This is a genomic window from Streptomyces sp. AHA2 (assembly GCF_036857595.1).
In the GTDB taxonomy this organism is placed as follows: domain Bacteria; phylum Actinomycetota; class Actinomycetes; order Streptomycetales; family Streptomycetaceae; genus Streptomyces.
Genome location: NZ_JAUQWJ010000002.1, coordinates 674,305 through 691,520 on the forward strand (window position 1 = coordinate 674,305; position 17,216 = coordinate 691,520).

General features: G+C 74.5%; 10 protein-coding genes. 6 read left to right on the forward strand and 4 right to left on the reverse strand.

The features are described 5' to 3' along the window. Positions 1-203 precede the first annotated feature (203 nt). Both gltB and Q5694_RS07150 read left to right on the forward strand, forming a co-directional pair. Entirely contained in the window at positions 204-4,802 is a 4,599-nt protein-coding gene (gene gltB, locus Q5694_RS07145; protein WP_333931252.1) for a glutamate synthase large subunit, read from the forward strand. Further along, complete coding sequence (locus Q5694_RS07150) at positions 4,795-6,258, forward strand: glutamate synthase subunit beta (RefSeq protein ID WP_333931253.1); 1,464 nt, start codon at positions 4,795-4,797, stop codon at positions 6,256-6,258. The genes gltB and Q5694_RS07150 overlap by 8 nt, the downstream gene beginning before the upstream one ends. Positions 6,259-6,412: 154 nt before the next feature. Here the strand turns inward: Q5694_RS07150 and Q5694_RS07155 are convergent, their stop codons facing one another. Genes Q5694_RS07155 through Q5694_RS07165 form a run of 3 tightly spaced genes read right to left on the reverse strand, consistent with a single transcriptional unit; the run spans position 6,413 to position 13,456 of the window. Beyond that, positions 6,413-7,381, reverse strand: coding sequence for an ABC transporter ATP-binding protein (locus Q5694_RS07155; protein WP_333931254.1), 969 nt, complete (start codon positions 7,379-7,381; stop codon positions 6,413-6,415). Beyond that, the gene (locus Q5694_RS07160) at positions 7,378-10,119 is read right to left on the reverse strand and encodes an ABC transporter permease (protein ID WP_333931256.1); all 2,742 of its coding nucleotides are present in this window, start codon (positions 10,117-10,119) and stop codon (positions 7,378-7,380) included. The genes Q5694_RS07155 and Q5694_RS07160 overlap by 4 nt, the downstream gene beginning before the upstream one ends. Before the next feature lies 1 nt (position 10,120). Beyond that, positions 10,121-13,456, reverse strand: a complete 3,336-nt coding sequence (locus Q5694_RS07165) for an ABC transporter permease (RefSeq protein WP_333931258.1) — start codon at positions 13,454-13,456, stop codon at positions 10,121-10,123. 139 nt (positions 13,457-13,595) lie between these two features. On the opposite strand from Q5694_RS07165, the gene Q5694_RS07170 reads away from it, so the two are divergent. Together Q5694_RS07170 and Q5694_RS07175 are read left to right on the forward strand one after the other, a co-directional pair. Next, the gene (locus tag Q5694_RS07170; protein WP_333931259.1) at positions 13,596-14,327 is read left to right on the forward strand and encodes an ABC transporter ATP-binding protein; all 732 of its coding nucleotides are present in this window, start codon (positions 13,596-13,598) and stop codon (positions 14,325-14,327) included. A 12-nt stretch (positions 14,328-14,339) separates the two neighbouring features. Beyond that, positions 14,340-15,074 (forward strand): vWA domain-containing protein, encoded by a 735-nt coding sequence (locus Q5694_RS07175; protein WP_333931260.1) that lies wholly within the window; start codon positions 14,340-14,342, stop codon positions 15,072-15,074. 47 nt (positions 15,075-15,121) lie between these two features. On the opposite strand, the gene Q5694_RS07180 is transcribed toward Q5694_RS07175, so the two are convergent. Then, a complete protein-coding gene (locus Q5694_RS07180; protein ID WP_333931261.1) occupies positions 15,122-16,006 on the reverse strand; it encodes a hypothetical protein in 885 nt (294 codons plus the stop codon). 120 nt (positions 16,007-16,126) lie between these two features. Here Q5694_RS07180 and Q5694_RS07185 point away from each other — a divergent pair, with 120 nt between their 5' ends. After that, positions 16,127-16,513, forward strand: a complete 387-nt coding sequence (locus tag Q5694_RS07185; RefSeq protein WP_333931262.1) for a chorismate mutase — start codon at positions 16,127-16,129, stop codon at positions 16,511-16,513. 113 nt (positions 16,514-16,626) lie between these two features. Next, on the forward strand, positions 16,627-17,178 hold the full coding sequence (locus Q5694_RS07190) for a response regulator (RefSeq protein ID WP_333931263.1): 552 nt from the start codon (positions 16,627-16,629) through the stop codon (positions 17,176-17,178). Positions 17,179-17,216: the final 38 nt, after the last annotated feature.

Below are 17,216 nucleotides of genomic sequence, written 5' to 3' on the forward strand. Positions count from 1 at the left end.
CGATCCGTCCGGCCCCCCACACAGCCTCCACCGCCGGTTCGGTGACCCGTCCGCACAGCCGGGGTGTCCGCATGGTGGAACGGATTATCCCGCTTCCCGAGAACCGCTCCATCATGTAACCTGCACGAAATTTTGCGATCACGCGAGGGCCAACGTCGTCCCTCGGCACCTGCACATGCCACCTGACGACGACGGGAGAGCCGATGCGTACGCCGCGCCAGCCGTCCCAGCACTCCACGAACGGCCGGAACTGGTCGTTCATGGATGCTCGCCCTGCTGCGCAGGGTATGTACGACCCCCGCAACGAGCACGACGCCTGCGGCGTCGGCTTCGTCGCCACCCTCACCGGCGAGGCGTCCCACACCCTGGTGGAACAGGCTCTGACCGTCCTGCGCAACCTGGAACACCGGGGCGCCACCGGCTCCGAGCCCGACTCCGGCGACGGCGCGGGCATCCTGTCGCAGGTCCCGGACGCCTTCTTCCGCGACGTCGCCGGCTTCGAACTGCCCGCGGCGGGCTCCTACGCCGTCGGCATCGCCTTCCTCCCGGAGGACTCCACCGCGGACGCCGTCTCGCAGATCGAGACGATCGCCGCCGACGAGGGCCTCACCGTCCTCGGCTGGCGCGAGGTGCCGGTCGCGCCCCAGCTGCTGGGCGCCACCGCCCGCTCGACCATGCCGGTCTTCCGTCAGCTCTTCGTCGCCGACGGCACCTCCGCGGGCATCGCCCTGGACCGCAAGGCGTTCGTGCTGCGCAAGCGCGCCGAGCGGGAGGCCGGCGTGTACTTCCCGTCGCTGTCCGCGCGGACCGTCGTCTACAAGGGCATGCTGACCACCGGCCAGCTGGAGCCGTTCTTCCCGGACCTGTCCGACCGCCGCTTCGCCTCCGCGATCGCGCTCGTGCACTCCCGGTTCTCGACGAACACCTTCCCGTCCTGGCCGCTGGCCCACCCCTACCGCTTCGTCGCGCACAACGGTGAGATCAACACCGTCAAGGGCAACCGGAACTGGATGGTGGCCCGCGAGTCGCAGCTCGTCTCCGACCTGTTCGGCGGCGACGGCAAGTCGATCGACCGGATCTTCCCGGTCTGCACGCCCGACGCCTCCGACTCCGCCTCCTTCGACGAGGTCCTGGAGCTGCTCCACCTGGGCGGCCGTTCCCTGCCGCACTCCGTGCTGATGATGATCCCGGAGGCGTGGGAGAACCACGACTCCATGGACCCGGCCCGGCGCGCGTTCTACCAGTACCACTCCACGATGATGGAGCCCTGGGACGGCCCGGCCTGCGTCACCTTCACCGACGGCACCCAGGTCGGCGCGGTCCTCGACCGCAACGGACTGCGCCCCGGCCGCTACTGGGTCACCGACGACGGCCTGGTCGTCCTCGGCTCCGAGGTCGGCGTCCTGGACATCGACCCGGCCAAGGTCGTCCGCAAGGGCCGCCTGCAGCCCGGCCGCATGTTTCTGGTGGACACCGCCGAGCACCGCATCATCGAGGACGACGAGATCAAGGCCCAGCTCGCCGCCGAGAACCCCTACGAGGAGTGGGTCGAGGCCGGCGAGATCGAGCTCTCCGACCTGCCCGAGCGCGAGCACATCGTCCACACCCACGCCTCGGTCACCCGCCGCCAGCAGACCTTCGGCTACACCGAGGAGGAGCTGCGCGTCATCCTCGCGCCGATGGCCAAGGCCGGTGCCGAGCCCATCGGCTCCATGGGCACCGACTCGCCGATCGCCGCGCTCTCGGACCGCCCGCGCCTGCTCTTCGACTACTTCACGCAGCTGTTCGCGCAGGTCACCAACCCGCCGCTGGACGCCATCCGCGAGGAGCTGGTCACCTCCCTGCGCAGCTCCCTCGGCCCGCAGGGCAACCTGCTGGAGCCGAACGCGGCCTCCTGCCGCAGCGTCCTGCTGCCGTTCCCGGTGATCGACAACGACGAGCTGGCCAAGCTCATCCACATCAACGCCGACGGCGACATGCCCGGCTTCAAGGCCGCGACCCTGTCCGGCCTGTACCGGGTGCACGGCGGCGGTGACGCGCTCGCCGCCCGGATCGAGGAGATCTGCGCCGAGGCCGACGCGGCCATCGAGAACGGCGCCCGTCTGATCGTCCTGTCGGACCGCCACTCCGACGCCGAGCACGCGCCGATCCCGTCGCTGCTGCTCACCGCGGCCGTCCACCACCACCTCATCCGCACCAAGCAGCGCACCCAGGTGGGCCTGCTGGTCGAGGCCGGCGACGTCCGCGAGGTGCACCACGTCGCCCTGCTCATCGGCTACGGCGCCGCCGCGGTCAACCCCTACCTGGCGATGGAGTCCGTCGAGGACCTGGTCCGCGCCGGCACCTTCCTGCCCGGCATCGAGCCCGAGCAGGCCATCCGCAACCTCATCTACGCCCTCGGCAAGGGCGTGCTGAAGGTCATGTCCAAGATGGGCATCTCGACCGTGGCCTCCTACCGCGGCGCCCAGGTCTTCGAGGCCGTCGGTCTCGACGAGGCCTTCGTCGAGAAGTACTTCAACGGCACGGCCACCAAGATCGGCGGCGTCGGCATCGACGTCGTCGCGAAGGAGGTCGCCGCCCGGCACGCCAAGGCCTACCCCGCCTCCGGCATCGCCCCGGCGCACCGCGCGCTGGACATAGGCGGCGAGTACCAGTGGCGCCGCGAGGGCGAGCCGCACCTGTTCGACCCGGAGACGGTCTTCCGCCTCCAGCACTCCACGCGCTCCGGCCGCTACGACATCTTCAAGAAGTACACCGAGCGCGTGAACGAGCAGTCCGAGCGCCTGATGACGCTGCGCGGCCTGTTCGGCTTCACGTCCGACCGCAAGCCCATCCCGATCGACGAGGTCGAGCCGGTCTCCGAGATCGTCAAGCGCTTCTCCACGGGCGCCATGTCGTACGGCTCCATCTCGCAGGAGGCGCACGAGACCCTCGCCATCGCCATGAACCAGCTGGGCGGCAAGTCCAACACCGGTGAGGGCGGCGAGGACCCGGAGCGCCTGTACGACCCGGCCCGCCGGTCGTCCATCAAGCAGGTCGCCTCCGGCCGCTTCGGCGTGACCTCCGAGTACCTGGTCAACTCCGACGACATCCAGATCAAGATGGCCCAGGGCGCCAAGCCCGGCGAGGGCGGCCAGCTGCCCGGCCACAAGGTCTACCCGTGGGTCGCCAAGACGCGGCACTCGACGCCCGGCGTGGGCCTGATCTCCCCGCCGCCGCACCACGACATCTACTCCATCGAGGACCTCGCCCAGCTCATCCACGACCTGAAGAACGCCAACCCCCAGGCGCGCATCCACGTCAAGCTGGTCTCCGAGGTCGGCGTCGGCACGGTCGCCGCGGGTGTGTCCAAGGCGCACGCGGACGTCGTGCTCATCTCCGGCCACGACGGCGGCACCGGAGCCTCGCCGCTCACCTCGCTGAAGCACGCCGGCGGCCCCTGGGAGCTGGGCCTGGCCGAGACCCAGCAGACCCTGCTGCTCAACGGCCTGCGCGACCGCATCGTGGTGCAGACCGACGGCCAGCTGAAGACCGGCCGCGACGTGGTCATCGCCGCGCTGCTCGGCGCCGAGGAGTTCGGTTTCGCCACCGCGCCGCTCGTCGTCTCCGGCTGCGTCATGATGCGCGTCTGCCACCTGGACACCTGCCCGGTCGGCATCGCCACGCAGAACCCGGTGCTGCGCGAGCGGTACAACGGCAAGGCCGAGTACGTCGTGAACTTCTTCCAGTACATCGCGCAGGAGGTCCGCGAGATCCTCGCCGAGCTGGGCTTCCGCTCCATCGAGGAGGCCGTCGGCCACGCCGAGGCCCTCGACGTCACCCGCGCGGTCGACCACTGGAAGGCCCAGGGCCTGGACCTGGCTCCGCTGTTCCACGTGCCCGAGCTGCCCGAGGGCGCCGTGCGCCACCAGGTCGTCTCCCAGGACCACGGGCTGGAGAAGGCCCTCGACAACGAACTGATCAAGCTCGCCGCCGACGCGCTCGCCGCGCCCGGGGCAGGCGAGGCCCAGCCGGTGCGCGCCCAGGTCGCGATCCGCAACATCAACCGCACGGTCGGCACCATGCTCGGCCACGAGGTGACGAAGAAGTTCGGTGGCGCGGGCCTGCCCGACGACACCATCGACATCACCTTCACCGGCTCCGCGGGCCAGTCCTTCGGCGCGTTCGTGCCGCGCGGCGTCACGCTGCGCCTGGAGGGCGACGCCAACGACTACGTCGGCAAGGGCCTCTCGGGCGGCCGGATCATCGTCCGCCCGGACCGCGCGGCCGACCACCTCGCCGAGTACAGCGTCATCGCCGGCAACACCATCGGCTACGGCGCCACCGGCGGCGAGATGTTCCTGCGCGGCAAGACCGGTGAGCGGTTCTGCGTGCGCAACTCCGGCGCGACGGTCGTCTCCGAGGGCGTGGGCGACCACGGCTGCGAGTACATGACCGGCGGTCACGCGGTGGTGCTCGGCGAGACGGGCCGCAACTTCGCGGCCGGCATGTCCGGCGGCGTCGCCTACGTCATCGACCTCGACCGGGACAACGTCAACGCCGGCAACCTGGACGCGGTCGAGGCGCTGGACGACACCGACAAGCAGTGGCTGCACGACGTGGTCCGCCGCCACCGGGAGGAGACGGGCTCCACCGTCGCCGAGAAGCTCCTGGCCGAGTGGGACACCGCCGTCGAGCGCTTCAGCAAGATCATCCCCAGCACGTACAAGGCAGTGCTCGCCGCCAAGGACGCCGCCGAGCGAGCCGGTCTCTCCGAGACCGAGACCCACGAGAAGATGATGGAGGCGGCGATCAATGGCTGACCCGAAGGGCTTCCTCAACCACGGGCGCGAAGTCGCCAAGTCCCGCCCCGTCGAGGAGCGCGTCCGCGACTGGAACGAGGTCTACGTCCCCGGCTCCCTGCTGCCGATCATCAGCAAGCAGGCCAGCCGGTGCATGGACTGCGGCATCCCGTTCTGCCACAACGGCTGTCCCCTCGGAAACCTCATCCCCGAGTGGAACGACTACGCCTACCGCGAGGACTGGTCGGCCGCGCAGGAGCGCCTGCACGCCACCAACAACTTCCCGGAGTTCACGGGCCGCCTGTGCCCCGCTCCCTGCGAGTCGGCGTGTGTGCTCGGCATCAACCAGCCGCCGGTCACCATCAAGAACGTCGAGGTCTCGATCATCGACAAGGCGTGGGAGACCGGCGACGTCGCCCCGCAGATCCCCGAGCGCCTGTCCGGCAAGACCGTCGCGGTCGTCGGCTCGGGCCCGGCGGGTCTGGCCGCCGCCCAGCAGCTGACCCGCGCCGGCCACACCGTCGCCGTCTACGAGCGCGCGGACCGCATCGGAGGCCTCCTGCGATACGGCATCCCCGAGTTCAAGATGGAGAAGCGGCACATCAACCGCCGTATCGAGCAGATGCGCGCGGAGGGCACCCGCTTCCGCACGGGCGTCGAGATCGGCCGCGACCTGAAGGCCACGGACCTGAAGAAGCGCTACGACGCGGTCGTCCTGGCCGTCGGCGCGACCACGGCCCGTGACCTGCCGGTGCCGGGCCGGGAACTCAAGGGCATCCACCAGGCCATGGAGTACCTGCCGCTGGCCAACAAGGTGCAGGAGGGCGACTTCGTGGCGCCCCCCATCTCGGCCGAGGGCAAGCACGTCGTGGTCATCGGCGGCGGCGACACCGGCGCGGACTGCGTCGGCACCGCCCACCGCCAGGGCGCGGCCTCCGTCACGCAGCTGGAGATCATGCCCCGCCCGAACGACGAGCGGCACCCGATCGCCCAGCCCTGGCCGACCTTCCCCATGCTGTACAAGGTCACCTCGGCCCACGAGGAGGGCGGCGAGCGGGTCTACTCGGTCTCGACGACCCACTTCGAGGGCGACGAGGACGGCAACGTCCAGTGGCTGCACCTCACCGAGGTGGAGTTCGTCGACGGCAGGCTGACGCCCAAGCCGGGCACGGAGCGCAAGATCCCCGCCCAGCTGGTGACGCTGGCGATGGGCTTCACGGGCACCGACCGCGAGAACGGCCTGGTCGAGCAGTTCGGCCTGGAGCTCGACGAGCGCGGCAACATCGCCCGCGACGGCGACTACCAGACCAACGTGCCGGGCGTGTTCGTCGCCGGTGACGCCGGCCGCGGCCAGTCGCTCATCGTCTGGGCGATCGCCGAGGGCCGTTCGGCGGCGCGCGGGGTGGACCGCCACCTCACCGGCGCCAGTGACCTGCCGGCCCCGATCCGCCCGACGGACCGCGCGCTGATGGTCTGAGCGCACCCCGAGAACGTCCCGCACAAAGGCGTGCGGAACACCGACGGCGCCTGCCCCACTGTCCCCGACCGGACGCCCGGGCAGGCGCCGTCGAACCTTCCCGGCCCTCCCGCAGCGGGCCGGGCGTCGTCGCCCCGCCCGTCCCCGCCCGGTCTCAGCCGTCCCCGTCCCCGCCGTGGTCCGGCCGCACCTGGATGTGGTCCTCCTCCAGCTCCAGCAGGACCCGGTCGCGCATGTCCAGGGCCGCCGTGTACTCCGACGGCAGCTGCAGCCGGCCGGCCCGGTCGAGCATCGCGTACTCACGGGCCACCCAGGACTCCCGGCCCGCCGCGTCGACCTCGGTGCGGCGCAGCACCTCCGTGGACGTGCGGCCGTCGCGGATCGCCACCGTGCGGCGGACCTCGCCGGCGACCGCCTGGTCGTGCGTGACGACCACGACCGTCGTGCCCAGTTCCTCGTTGGCCCGGCGGAACGCCGCGAAGACCTGCTGGCCGGTCGCCGAGTCCAGCTCGCCCGTCGGCTCGTCGGCGAGCAGGACGGCCGGGTCGTTGGCCAGGGCCACGGCGATCGCCACCCGCTGCTGCTGGCCGCCCGACATCTGCCGCGGCCGCCGGTCCCGGCAGTCGGCGACCCCGAGCAGCGACAGCAACTCCTCGGCGCGTCCCGCCCGTTGCCGGCGCGGACGCCCGGCGAGCTGCATCGGCAGGACGACGTTCTGCGCCGCCGTCATGTACGGCAGCAGGTTGCGGGCCGTCTGCTGCCACACGAAACCGACCACCTCGCGGCGGTAGCGCAGGCGCGCCTCGGCGTCCATCGCCAGCAGGTCGCGGCCCGCGACCCGCGCCGTCCCGGCGGTGGGTACGTCCAGGCCCGCGAGGATGTTCATCAACGTCGACTTGCCGCTGCCGGACGCCCCGACCAGCGCCATCAACTCGCCCTCGCGCACCAGCAGGTCGAGTCCCTGCAGCGCCTGCACCTCCACGCCGTCCCCGCCGCCGCGCCGGCTGAAGATCCGCACCAGCCGGTCGCAGGCGATCAGGGCGTCGTGCCCGTAGGCGGGCCGGTCGCGGTGGTGTGCCGCCCGCTGCTCCAGCTCCGCGAGCGACCGGTTCGTAGCGCTCATCGCAAGTCTCCTGCCCTGAGATGGGTGATCGGTGTGCGGCGCCCCGCCCACCAGGCCTGTGCCACGGCCACCGCCCCCGCCAGCAGCAGCGCTCCCGCCGCGGGCAGGGCCAGCGACCACACGTCGGCCCGCAGCACGGCACCGCCCGGCACCCTGACCCCGTACGCGTCGGCCAGGGCGAGGCGGTCCAGGTCGATACCGGGTGCGAGCAGCCGGACCGCCGCCCAGCCCACGGCCACGCCGCCGCCGGCCGCGAGCAGCGCCAGGGGCAGCGCCTCCAGGCCCAGCAGCCGCCGCCCCTGACGGGCCGTCAGGCCCAGGGTGCGCAGCCGGGCCAGCAGGGCCGCCCGTTCCGGAGCGGTCCGCGTCATGCCGAGCACCAGGGACAGCAGGGCGTAGCCGGTGCTCGCGGCGACCGCCCACAGGTAGATCCGTTCGGCGCCGGACTGCAGCGGCGAGTCGGACAGCGCCGCGCGTTCCTCGCCGCGCAGGGTGACCGACAGCCCCGTCCCCGTGCCGCGCACCGCCGCCCGCAGCGCGGCCCCGTCCAGTCCGGGGCCGGCCGCCAGCAGCGACGTGGCACCGGCCAAGCGGGGCAGGCCGGCCGCGTCGACCAGCAGGAATTCACCCTCCGGGATCGCCGGTGTGCGCGGCCGCACGGCGGTGATCCGCACCGTGACGGGCCCGCCGTCGGCCCCGATCCGGTGCGGTGCGCGCCCGAGCCGCTCGGCGACCCCGGGAGAGGCGACGGCGCCGAGCACCCCGTCCCCGCGCGCCAGCCGGTCGGCGGTGAAGCCCCCGAGGCCGGTGCGCCGGGCCAGTGCCGCGTAGGCGCCCGGCTCCACGGCGACCACCGTCAGCGACCGCTTGTCCTGCGACACGCGCTCGGAGGCGTAGGAGACACCCACGGCGGCCACGTCGCGTACGCCCGGCACCTCCCGCACCGCCCGCTCCAGCCCCGCCGGGAGCGCGGCACCGTCGGCCGTGTCCACCCGTGCGTCCGCGCCCGTCCGCAGCAGCGCGGCCCGGTCCCGGGCGTCGGCCACCCCGCTCAGCACCGACCCGCCGAACGCGGTCGTCGTCAGGGCCGTCAGCAGGGCGAGCAGCGGCAGCGCGGCGACCGCCGCCGGCGAGCGGCCCGCCCGGGCCAGCGCCAGGAACCCCACCACCCCGCGCAGCCGCCCGGCCGGACCGGCGGCCCACCGCAGGGGGAGCGGATACAGCCGGACCAGGACCAGCGCGGCGACCAGCCCGACGAGCACCGGGGCGGCGCTCACCAGCAGATCGGCCGTCCCTCCGGTGCCCCGGCGGCGCAGGGCCGCCACCGAGCCCGCGGCCAGCACCAGCAGGGTCAGTTCGGCGACCGTCCGGCGCCCGCCGGGCCTGGCGAGCGTGAGGTCGCCGCGCTCCGGGTGCGCGCGCGGCCTGCGGTGCGCCACCACCGCGCGCACCGGCAGCGCGGCGCAGGCGAACAGGGCCACCCCACCCGCCCCGAGCACGGACGGCAGCAGCCGGGCCTCGTCCACGGCGAGCACGGCCAGCAGCAGACCGCAGGCGGCGGCCGGCACAGCGGGTACGGCGCTCTCGGCCAGCAGCCGCCCGCCGATCCCGGCCAGGGACCCGCCGCGGGCACGCAGCAGGGCCAGTTCGGTGTCCCGGCGGGCGGCGGCCAGACCACCGCTCATCACCAGGACGATCACGGCGACCGCGGCGATCCCGACGGCCCCGACGGCGACCACGGGCGTGATCGCGTCCCGGGTCCGCCCGTACCCGGCCACGACCTCCTCCAGGCCGGTGAACAGCTGCGCCGTCGGACCGGCGGCGCCACGCATCCGCACCAGCCCCGGGCCGTCCTCCAGGGACGCCACCCGGTCGGCCAGCGCCCCGGCGTCCGCCGCCGTCAGGCTCCGCGTCGCGGGCGCGAACCGCCAGTACCGCTCGGGCTCGGCCTGCCCGCCGAGCAGCGCCGGGGCCGCCTCCGGCGCCAGCAGGAGTCCCGCCTCCCAGTAGAACTGCGGCGGACGGCCGCCGTCGCTCGCCAGGGCCGGTGTGCGCAGGATCGGCTCGGCCGACCAGTAGCTCCGCTCCGGGTGCCGCGGTTCGAGGACGCCGGTGACCCGGACGGTCAGCGGCCGGTCCGGGAACCCGGCCAGCGTGAGCGTGGAGCCGGCCCGCAGCCGCAGCGCCCGGGCCGTCTCGGCGGTCACCGCGCCCTCCACCGTCCTGGTGTCCGCGCTCACCGGGCCGTCGGCGGCGGGCAGCCGCCCCTCCCGCACCCCGGCGTGCCCGGCCGCCCCGGACTGCGCGAGCAGGGTGAACCGGGGCGGCAGCCCGTCCGGCCGGGGCAGCCACGGGTCCACGGCCTGCACGCTCTCACCGGTCCGCACCCCGTGCGCCGACTGGGCCCGGTCCACGCGCAGCGGATCCGGCAGCAGCGCCCGCGCCCGGGCGTCCACCGCGGCGAGCGCCGCCGGCCGGACCTCGTCCTCCCGCACCCGCTCCGGCTGTTCCAGACCGGGCTGTGCCGCCTTCAGCTCCAGCACGGTCGACCCGGGCGCGGCGGAGGCGACGGCCTCGCGCAGCCCGTGCGTCTCGTACGCCTCCACGGCCCGGGGCAGCACCGCCGCGAGGAAGGCCGTGACCAGCACCAGCACCCCGAAGGCCACGGTGGCCCAGGGCGCGGTCCGCAGCCGGGTCCGCACCCAGGAGGCTCCCGCGTCGCGCCTGTCCCACCGCATGTCAGTCCTCCCCCTGGTGGCGCAGCGCGACCGCCGGCTCGGCGCGCGGCAGCGCCGACGCGGCCGTGATCAGCGCCAGCGGAGCGGCCACCCCGGCCACGAGCAGGGCCACCTGCCCCACCGGCAGTTCCACGAGAACGGGCGGGACGGGCCGCGCGGCCCCGGACGTCAGCACGATCAGCGGGACCACCGCCCGGGTCACCACCGTGCCCAGCGCCAGCCCGGCCAGCAGCCCGACCCCGACGAGCAGGCTCTGCTCCATGGCGACGAGCCGCGCGAGGTCCCGGCGGGGCGTGCCCAGGGCCCGCAGCACCGCGAACTCCGCCGACCGCTCCCGGCGCGCTCCCGCGGCGCTCACCGCGAAACCCCCGGCGGCCAGGGCCACCGCGGCCACCGCCACCGCCGTCAGGGCCGAACGCGGCCCGGCACCCAGCGGATCGCGCAGCAGATCCGCCGCGGTCTCGTCGCGCACCAGCACCTGCTGCGCCTCCAGGTCGGGACGCGCCCGCAGTGCCGCGGCCACCTCGGCGGCCCTGCCCGGCTCGGCGCTCACCCACCACTCGGTGGGCGTGAGCGCCGTGGTGCCCCGCTGGGCCAGCACGGCGTCGACGGCCCGCAGATCGAGCAGCAGCGCCCCGCCGGACACGCTCTGCCCGGCCGTGCCGGTGGCTGTGGTGGGCAGTTCACGCACGGACCGGACGATCCGCACCCGCAACTGCTCCCCGGACAGCGGGACGTCGACGGTGTCGCCGGGCGCGGCACCCGAGGCCCGCAGGAAGTCCCGCGTGGCCACGGCGGTCAGGGTGCGGGGAGCCCCGGCTCCGGCGGTGTCGGCCCGCACGGTCCACACCGGCACCGCGCCGTACCCGTCGTCACCACCGGCCCCGGTCGCGTACGACAGGGACAGCGGCGCGGTGTCCGACGCGGCCGGTTCGGCGGAGGTGCGCGAGAGGACCTCACCGTTGCGGGTCACGGTCCGGCCGCCCTGCCAGCGGGTTCCCCGGTCCACCCGCACGGTCCGCGCGGAGCCCTCGGGGCCCGTGGCGAGGAGCCGTTCGACGGTGAGACGGTGCCGTTCGGAGCGGTCGGCGGGGACGGCGTCGTCGAGCTGAAGTCCGGTCAGCCGCAGTGGTCCGGCCGGCGCGGCGCGGCGGCCCGTCGCCGTCCGGTCCAGCTCCAGCGTGACGCGGTGCACCCGGCCGTCGACCGGGACGCTCCCGGCGCCCAGCCGGTAGGCGATGCCGTAGCCGTCCTCGACGACCACCGTCAGCAGGGGTGCACGGCCCGAGGGGGAACGCCCCGTGCGGGCCCCCTCGTCGGTGATCCGCACGTCCAGACCGAGGCGCCGGGTGCCGCCGGGAAGCCGCACGGCCCGGTTCTCGTCGGGCGGGGGCGGGACCAGGGCCCGCAGCAGCTCGCCCGGAGGCTCGTCGGCGAGGTCGCCGCGCATCAGCATCCCGTCCCCGGCACGCGAGGTGTCCAGCGCGAGGACCGTCGCCTCACGGTCCCCGGACAGGCTCAGTGCGGCGCGGTGCGCGGGGGCGGCCTCGCGGGCCCCGGGCAGCGCCGCGTAGAGCCCGGTCTGCCCGGGGCTGCCCGGCCGGGGGTCCAGGACGCGGACGTCGGCGCCCGTGCGGAAGTCGGCCTGGTCGCCCTGCGACCGGTCCCAGGACGCGCCGTGCCCGACGGCCAGCATCCCGGTCGCGACGGCGACGATCAGCAGCAGCACCGGACCCGCGCCGCGCAGCGGACGCCGGCTGAACTGCCAGCCCGCCAGCGCCGCGGGGAGCCCGCGTCCGCTCGCCGACCAGCGCTCCGCGAGCCGCGCCGCGAACGGCAGCACCCGCAGCGTCAGCACCGTGCCCGCCAGCAGCGCCAGCGCGGGAGCCGCCACCAGCAGCGGATCCAGGCCCAGCCGCCCGGCCCGGTCCCGGCCGACCACCCCGCCGTCCGCCGCACCGGTCTGCCGCTGCAGCTGCCAGTACGCCACGCCCGCGATCAGCAGCAGCGCCACGTCCGCGCCCGCGCGCACCGGGGCGGCCGACGTCGCCGCCCTCACCCGCCGAAGCCGCGCCGGACCGTCCGCCGCCCCCGTCAGCGCGGGCGCCACCACCGCCGCCGCGCACACCAGCGCGACCCCGCCCGCCACCAGCCAGACCCCGCCCGACGGGGCGGTGCCGAGCCGCAGCCCGATCCGCTCGAGCGAGGACCACCCGGCGAGCAGCCGCGCCAGCGGCCCCGCCAGCAGCGCCCCACACACCGCGGCGGGCACCGCCAGCAGCAGCGCCTCCAGCCCGGCCAGCGACGCGATCCGGCCCCGCGAGGCGCCCCGGGCCCGCAGCAGCTGCGTCTCGCCCGCCCGTTCGCTGCTCAGCAGCCGTGCCACCAGCAGCAGCGCGTACCCGGCGAGCAGCACCAGCTGCAGGGAGACGATCAGCAGGGTGGAGCGGGACACCAGCAGGGCCCGCTCGGTGCGGTCCAGGACCTCGGGCAGCCCCGTGCGCACCTCCGCCGAGCCGCCCAGGGCGGACTCCTCGCGCAGCCCGGCGGCCGTCCGCACGGCCGCCGCGCGCAGGGAGGCCAGGGAACCGGTGGTCAGTCCGCGGTGGTCGGCCGTCGCCACCCAGCCGGTGCCGCCCGTCGTGACGCGGCCCGACGCGAGCACCGCCGCGTCCGCCAGCAGCGGCCCGTACGTGGTGAAGGCGACCGTGCGCACCCCCTGGCCGCCGAGCGTGTCGGCCTGCCAGTACGGGTCGGAGCCGTCGGCCGCCCGGTACACGCCGGTCACCTCCACCCGCACCGGCTCGCCGCCCAGCCGGTCGGCGAGGGTCAGGCGCGCCCCGGGCCGCAGCTTCAGCCGGTGGGCGGCCGGCTCCGGCACGGCGACGGGCACGGTGCCGGTTGCGGACGCCGGCGCCTTGCCGGGCAGCGTGCCCGCGACCAGCTCGACCCGGGACCTGTCCAGGGCGGCGAGCAACGTCAGATCGGGCTGCCCGGCCCGGGCGTCCGCGCTCCGCAGCGAACGCGGCAGTGCGTACGGCCCGGACCGCTCCAGCCGCCGCACGGTCACCGGCAGCCCGTCGAACGCCTCGCGCGCCCCGCGCTCCACCGCCCGCTGCGCCGCGTCCCGCTGCTGCCGGGGCACGTCCGCCTCGACCACGAGGGAGGCGGCGGACCGGGACCGGCCGTCCAGCGTGGAGCGCAGCGCGGCGTCCCCGACGGAGCCGGAGAAGGCCGCGAGAGCGGCGAGGACCGAGGTGGTCAGCAGTGCGGCGAGCAGTGCGGCGGCGATCAGCAGCCGATGCGCGCGCAGGCGCAGCAGCACCAAGCCTGTCACTGTTTCCCCACCCCGTCAGCCGATCCGCTCCCTCCCCGAACCCGCCATGCATATCACGCGGTCGGCGGCCCGGCACACGCGTTCGAGGGGGAGTTGTTCCACTCTTGACCATCGAGGCGATTGCGTATGGGATGCCGTGATGACCGAGAACACCAGCCCGGGAGCCGGCGCCGCTCTCGCCGACGGCCCGCCCGGCGAGCCGATGCTCCGGGTCGAGGACGTGCACCACTCCTACGGCACCGGCGCCGCCGCCGTGCACGCCCTGCGCGGAGCGTCGTTCAAGGTACGGCGCGGGGAACTCGTCGCCCTCAAGGGCCGTTCGGGCTCGGGCAAGACGACGCTGCTGCACCTGATCGGCGGCCTGGACTCCCCGCAGAGCGGCCGCGTGGTCGTCGACGGCACGGACCTGTCGGCGCTGGACGAGAGCGGACTGCTCGCCCTGCGCCGCGACCGGATCGGCTTCGTCTTCCAGTCGTTCGGGCTCATCCCCATCCTCACCGCCGCCGAGAACGTGGGGGTGCCGCTGCGGCTGCGCCGGGCCGGGGCGCGCGAACGCGAGGAACGGGTGGCGCTGCTGCTGGCCCTGGTGGGCCTCGCCGGCCACGAGGCACAGCGGCCCGCCGAGCTGTCCGGCGGCCAGCAGCAGCGGGTCGCCATCGCCCGGGCCCTCGCCAACCGCCCGGCCCTGCTCCTCGCCGACGAGCCGACCGGGCAGCTCGACGCCGCCACCGGCCTGGCGGTGATGGAACTGCTGCGGGCCGTGGTGCGCAGCGAGGGCGTCACGGCCCTCGTCGCCACCCACGACCCCCAACTCCTCGGCCTGGCCGACCGGGTGCTGGAACTGAGCGACGGGGTGGTCGTCGAGCAGTGAGAGAGTGAGGCCATGGCCGCGATCAGTCCCGACAAGGTGCAGCGAAGCGCTCCCGCGCTGGTGCACCTCTACCGCAGCGCCGGGGTGTCCCTCGTCAAGCACGGGCTGGACGGGCTGCGGGCCGCGGTCTACCTCGTGCTCGACTACTCCGGCTCCATGAAGCCCTACTACACGGACGGCACCGTGCAGGCGCTCGCCGACCGGGTGCTCGGACTGTCGGCGCACCTCGACGACGACGGGACCGTGCCGGTGGTGTTCTTCTCCACGGACGTCGACGCCGAGACCGAGATCGCCCTGGCCCGGCACGAGGGACGCATCGAGGAGATCGTGGCCGGACTCGGGCACATGGGCAGGACCAGCTACCACCTGGCGATGGACGCCGTCATCGACCACTACCTGGACAGCGGGACGGCCGAGCCCGCGCTGGTCGTCTTCCAGACGGACGGCGGACCGATCAACAAGCTCGCCGCCGAACGGTACCTGTGCAAGGCGGCGAAGCTGCCGCTGTTCTGGCAGTTCGTCGGCTTCGGCGACCCGCACGGCAAGCAGTTCGACTTCCTGCGCAAGCTCGACGAACTGGCCGTACCGGGCAAGCGGGCCGTCGACAACGCCGGCTTCTTCCACGCGGGCGCCGACCCCCGCACGGTGCCGGACGCCGACCTGTACGACCGGCTGGTGGCCGAGTTCCCCAGGTGGCTGGCGGCCGCCCGGGCCGCCGGCATCGTCCGGGACCGCGGCACCCGCTGAGCCGCCCCGCCCCTCGGCGCCGACCCGAGCCTTCGATCAGCGCCGCGTCACGTGTCGCACTCCAGGACGCTGCGGCACAGGGCGCAGCGGGCACGCACCCGGCCCCCGACCGGCACCCTGATCCGCTGCTCGCAGGTCGGGCAGGGGAACGAGACCCGCAACCGCCCGCCCGCGTCCGGCGAGAAGGCGTAGCGCACACCCGGCTGCGGCCCCTGCGGCGCGTGCCGCCGGTCCCGGGCGTAGCGGCGCCGTCCCGCCCAGCCCGCCGCGGTCAGCGGCGGCTGCCGCCCGTCCCGCCGGGCCAGCTCCATGCCCTTGCCGTACGCCGTGTACGCCTGCGCGCTGGTGAACCACACCGACGGGTCCTCCCCGAACACCAGCGCCCGCTTGGCCAGCACGTACCCGAACTCCTCCGGCGTGAGATAGCCCAGCTTCTGCGACGACGCCCCGTCCTCCCGGTAGGCGTCCAGCAGCAGCCAGCCCGCACCCAGGTACGCCGCCGCCGTGTCCGTGAGGATCTCGTTGTCCCGCACGCCCGGGAGCGACAGGTCCAGCCGGTGCAGGAACACGTGCGTCACCTCGTGCGCGAGCGCTGCCCCGATGTCCCGCCGATGCCCGCGGAACCGGTCGTTCAGCTCCACGAAGTACTCCGGTCCCGCCGTCAGCTCCACGTTCGCCGCGTGCCGCATCTCGCGGAAACTGACGATCAGCCGCGCGTCCGGCAGCCGGTAGTGCCGCACCAGCTCGTGCGCCACCCGCTGCGCCCCCAGATACAGGTCGTCCGTGTCGCAGAACGCCACGTCCGCCGGGGCCACACTCGCCGCGAACGTCCGGACCGTGACGTACGACAACCGCCGGTACAGCGCCGTGACGGCGGCGCGCACCGTCTGCAGATGCGGGTAGCCGTGCTCGACCGGCCCGTCGTTCGCCACGCCTCACCCCCAGGACTCCCGGGAACCCCGTTCCACTGTACGAGGACGCACGCCCCCCGGGCCGCCGAGGCGTGAGACGCCCCGCGACCGGACGCTGCGGTCCCCGTAGGCTTCCGCCCCATGACCACCAGCACCACCGGTACCGACGACGCCGGGCCCGGCGTCCGCGAGGAACTCGCGCGGCTGCGCGACAGCATCGACAACATCGACGCCGCCGTCGTGCACATGCTCGCCGAGCGTTTCAAAGCCACCCAGCAGGTCGGCCTCCTCAAGGCCCGGCACCAGCTGCCGCCCGCCGACCCCGCCCGCGAGGCCCGCCAGATCGCGCGGCTGCGCGCCCTCGCCGAGGACGCCAAGCTGGACCCGGCCTTCGCCGAGAAGTTCCTGAACTTCATCGTGGCCGAGGTCATCCGCCACCACGAGCGCATCGCGGAGGAGGCGGTCAACGGCCCGGCCGTCCCCGCCGAGGCCGGCACCGCCCCCGGCGATCGGCCGCGGGGGGAGTGACACGGCGGCCCGCGCCGGGCATGCTGCGCTGAGCACAGCATGTCAGCCGGCGCGTACTGCGCGTCAGCGTCCCGGACTTACTCTGGTCCTCCACGAGGGAGGGGCGTCGGGCCATGCCGTCGGATACCAGGATCCTCATCGTCGACGACCACGAGGACACGCTGTACGCGCTGGAGAGCGCCCTGGCCCCCCTGGGCCACCGGATCAGCCGCGCCACCGGCGGCGACGAGGCACTCAAGCAGGTCCTGCGCGGCGGGGTGGGCCTGCTCCTGCTCGACGTGCGCATGCCCGGCGTCGGCGGCCTCGAGGTCGTGCGCTACATGCGCCGCGTCGAGCAGACCCAGCACATTCCGGTCATCCTGCTGACCGGTTTCGGCGTCGACCACGCCCTGGCCACCGCCGCGTTCCGCCTCGGCGTCGCCGACCTCCTGCTCAAACCCGTCGACCCCTGGGCCCTGCGGACCAAGGTCCGCTACCTCCACGAGGCCCACCGCCGCCACCTCGCCCTGGAACGCGAGGTCCGCCGGCTGCGCACCCTGGTCCGCGAGCACCCCGGCACCCCCGCACACCCCGCGAGCCCCGTCCTGCCCCACCCCGACGCGCACGTACCCCTCCAACGGCCCCAGGGGGCGCACGCCGGGGAGCTCGAGAAGGACCGCGGCTGAGACCGGACATTGCGCACGTACCGATCCGCCTCTGTGCC

Bases quoted from the DNA above. Each gene is read 5' to 3' on its own strand.
- Q5694_RS07160 (WP_333931256.1), bottom strand. From the start codon at position 10,119: ATGCGGTGGGACAGGCGCGACGCGGGAGCCTCCTGGGTGCGGACCCGG.
- Q5694_RS07170 (WP_333931259.1), top strand. From the start codon at position 13,596: ATGACCGAGAACACCAGCCCGGGAGCCGGCGCCGCTCTCGCCGACGGC.
- Q5694_RS07185 (WP_333931262.1), top strand. From the start codon at position 16,127: ATGACCACCAGCACCACCGGTACCGACGACGCCGGGCCCGGCGTCCGC.
- Q5694_RS07190 (WP_333931263.1), top strand. From the start codon at position 16,627: ATGCCGTCGGATACCAGGATCCTCATCGTCGACGACCACGAGGACACG.
- Q5694_RS07150 (WP_333931253.1), top strand. From the start codon at position 4,795: ATGGCTGACCCGAAGGGCTTCCTCAACCACGGGCGCGAAGTCGCCAAG.
- Q5694_RS07155 (WP_333931254.1), bottom strand. From the start codon at position 7,381: ATGAGCGCTACGAACCGGTCGCTCGCGGAGCTGGAGCAGCGGGCGGCA.
- gltB (WP_333931252.1), top strand. From the start codon at position 204: ATGCGTACGCCGCGCCAGCCGTCCCAGCACTCCACGAACGGCCGGAAC.
- Q5694_RS07175 (WP_333931260.1), top strand. From the start codon at position 14,340: ATGGCCGCGATCAGTCCCGACAAGGTGCAGCGAAGCGCTCCCGCGCTG.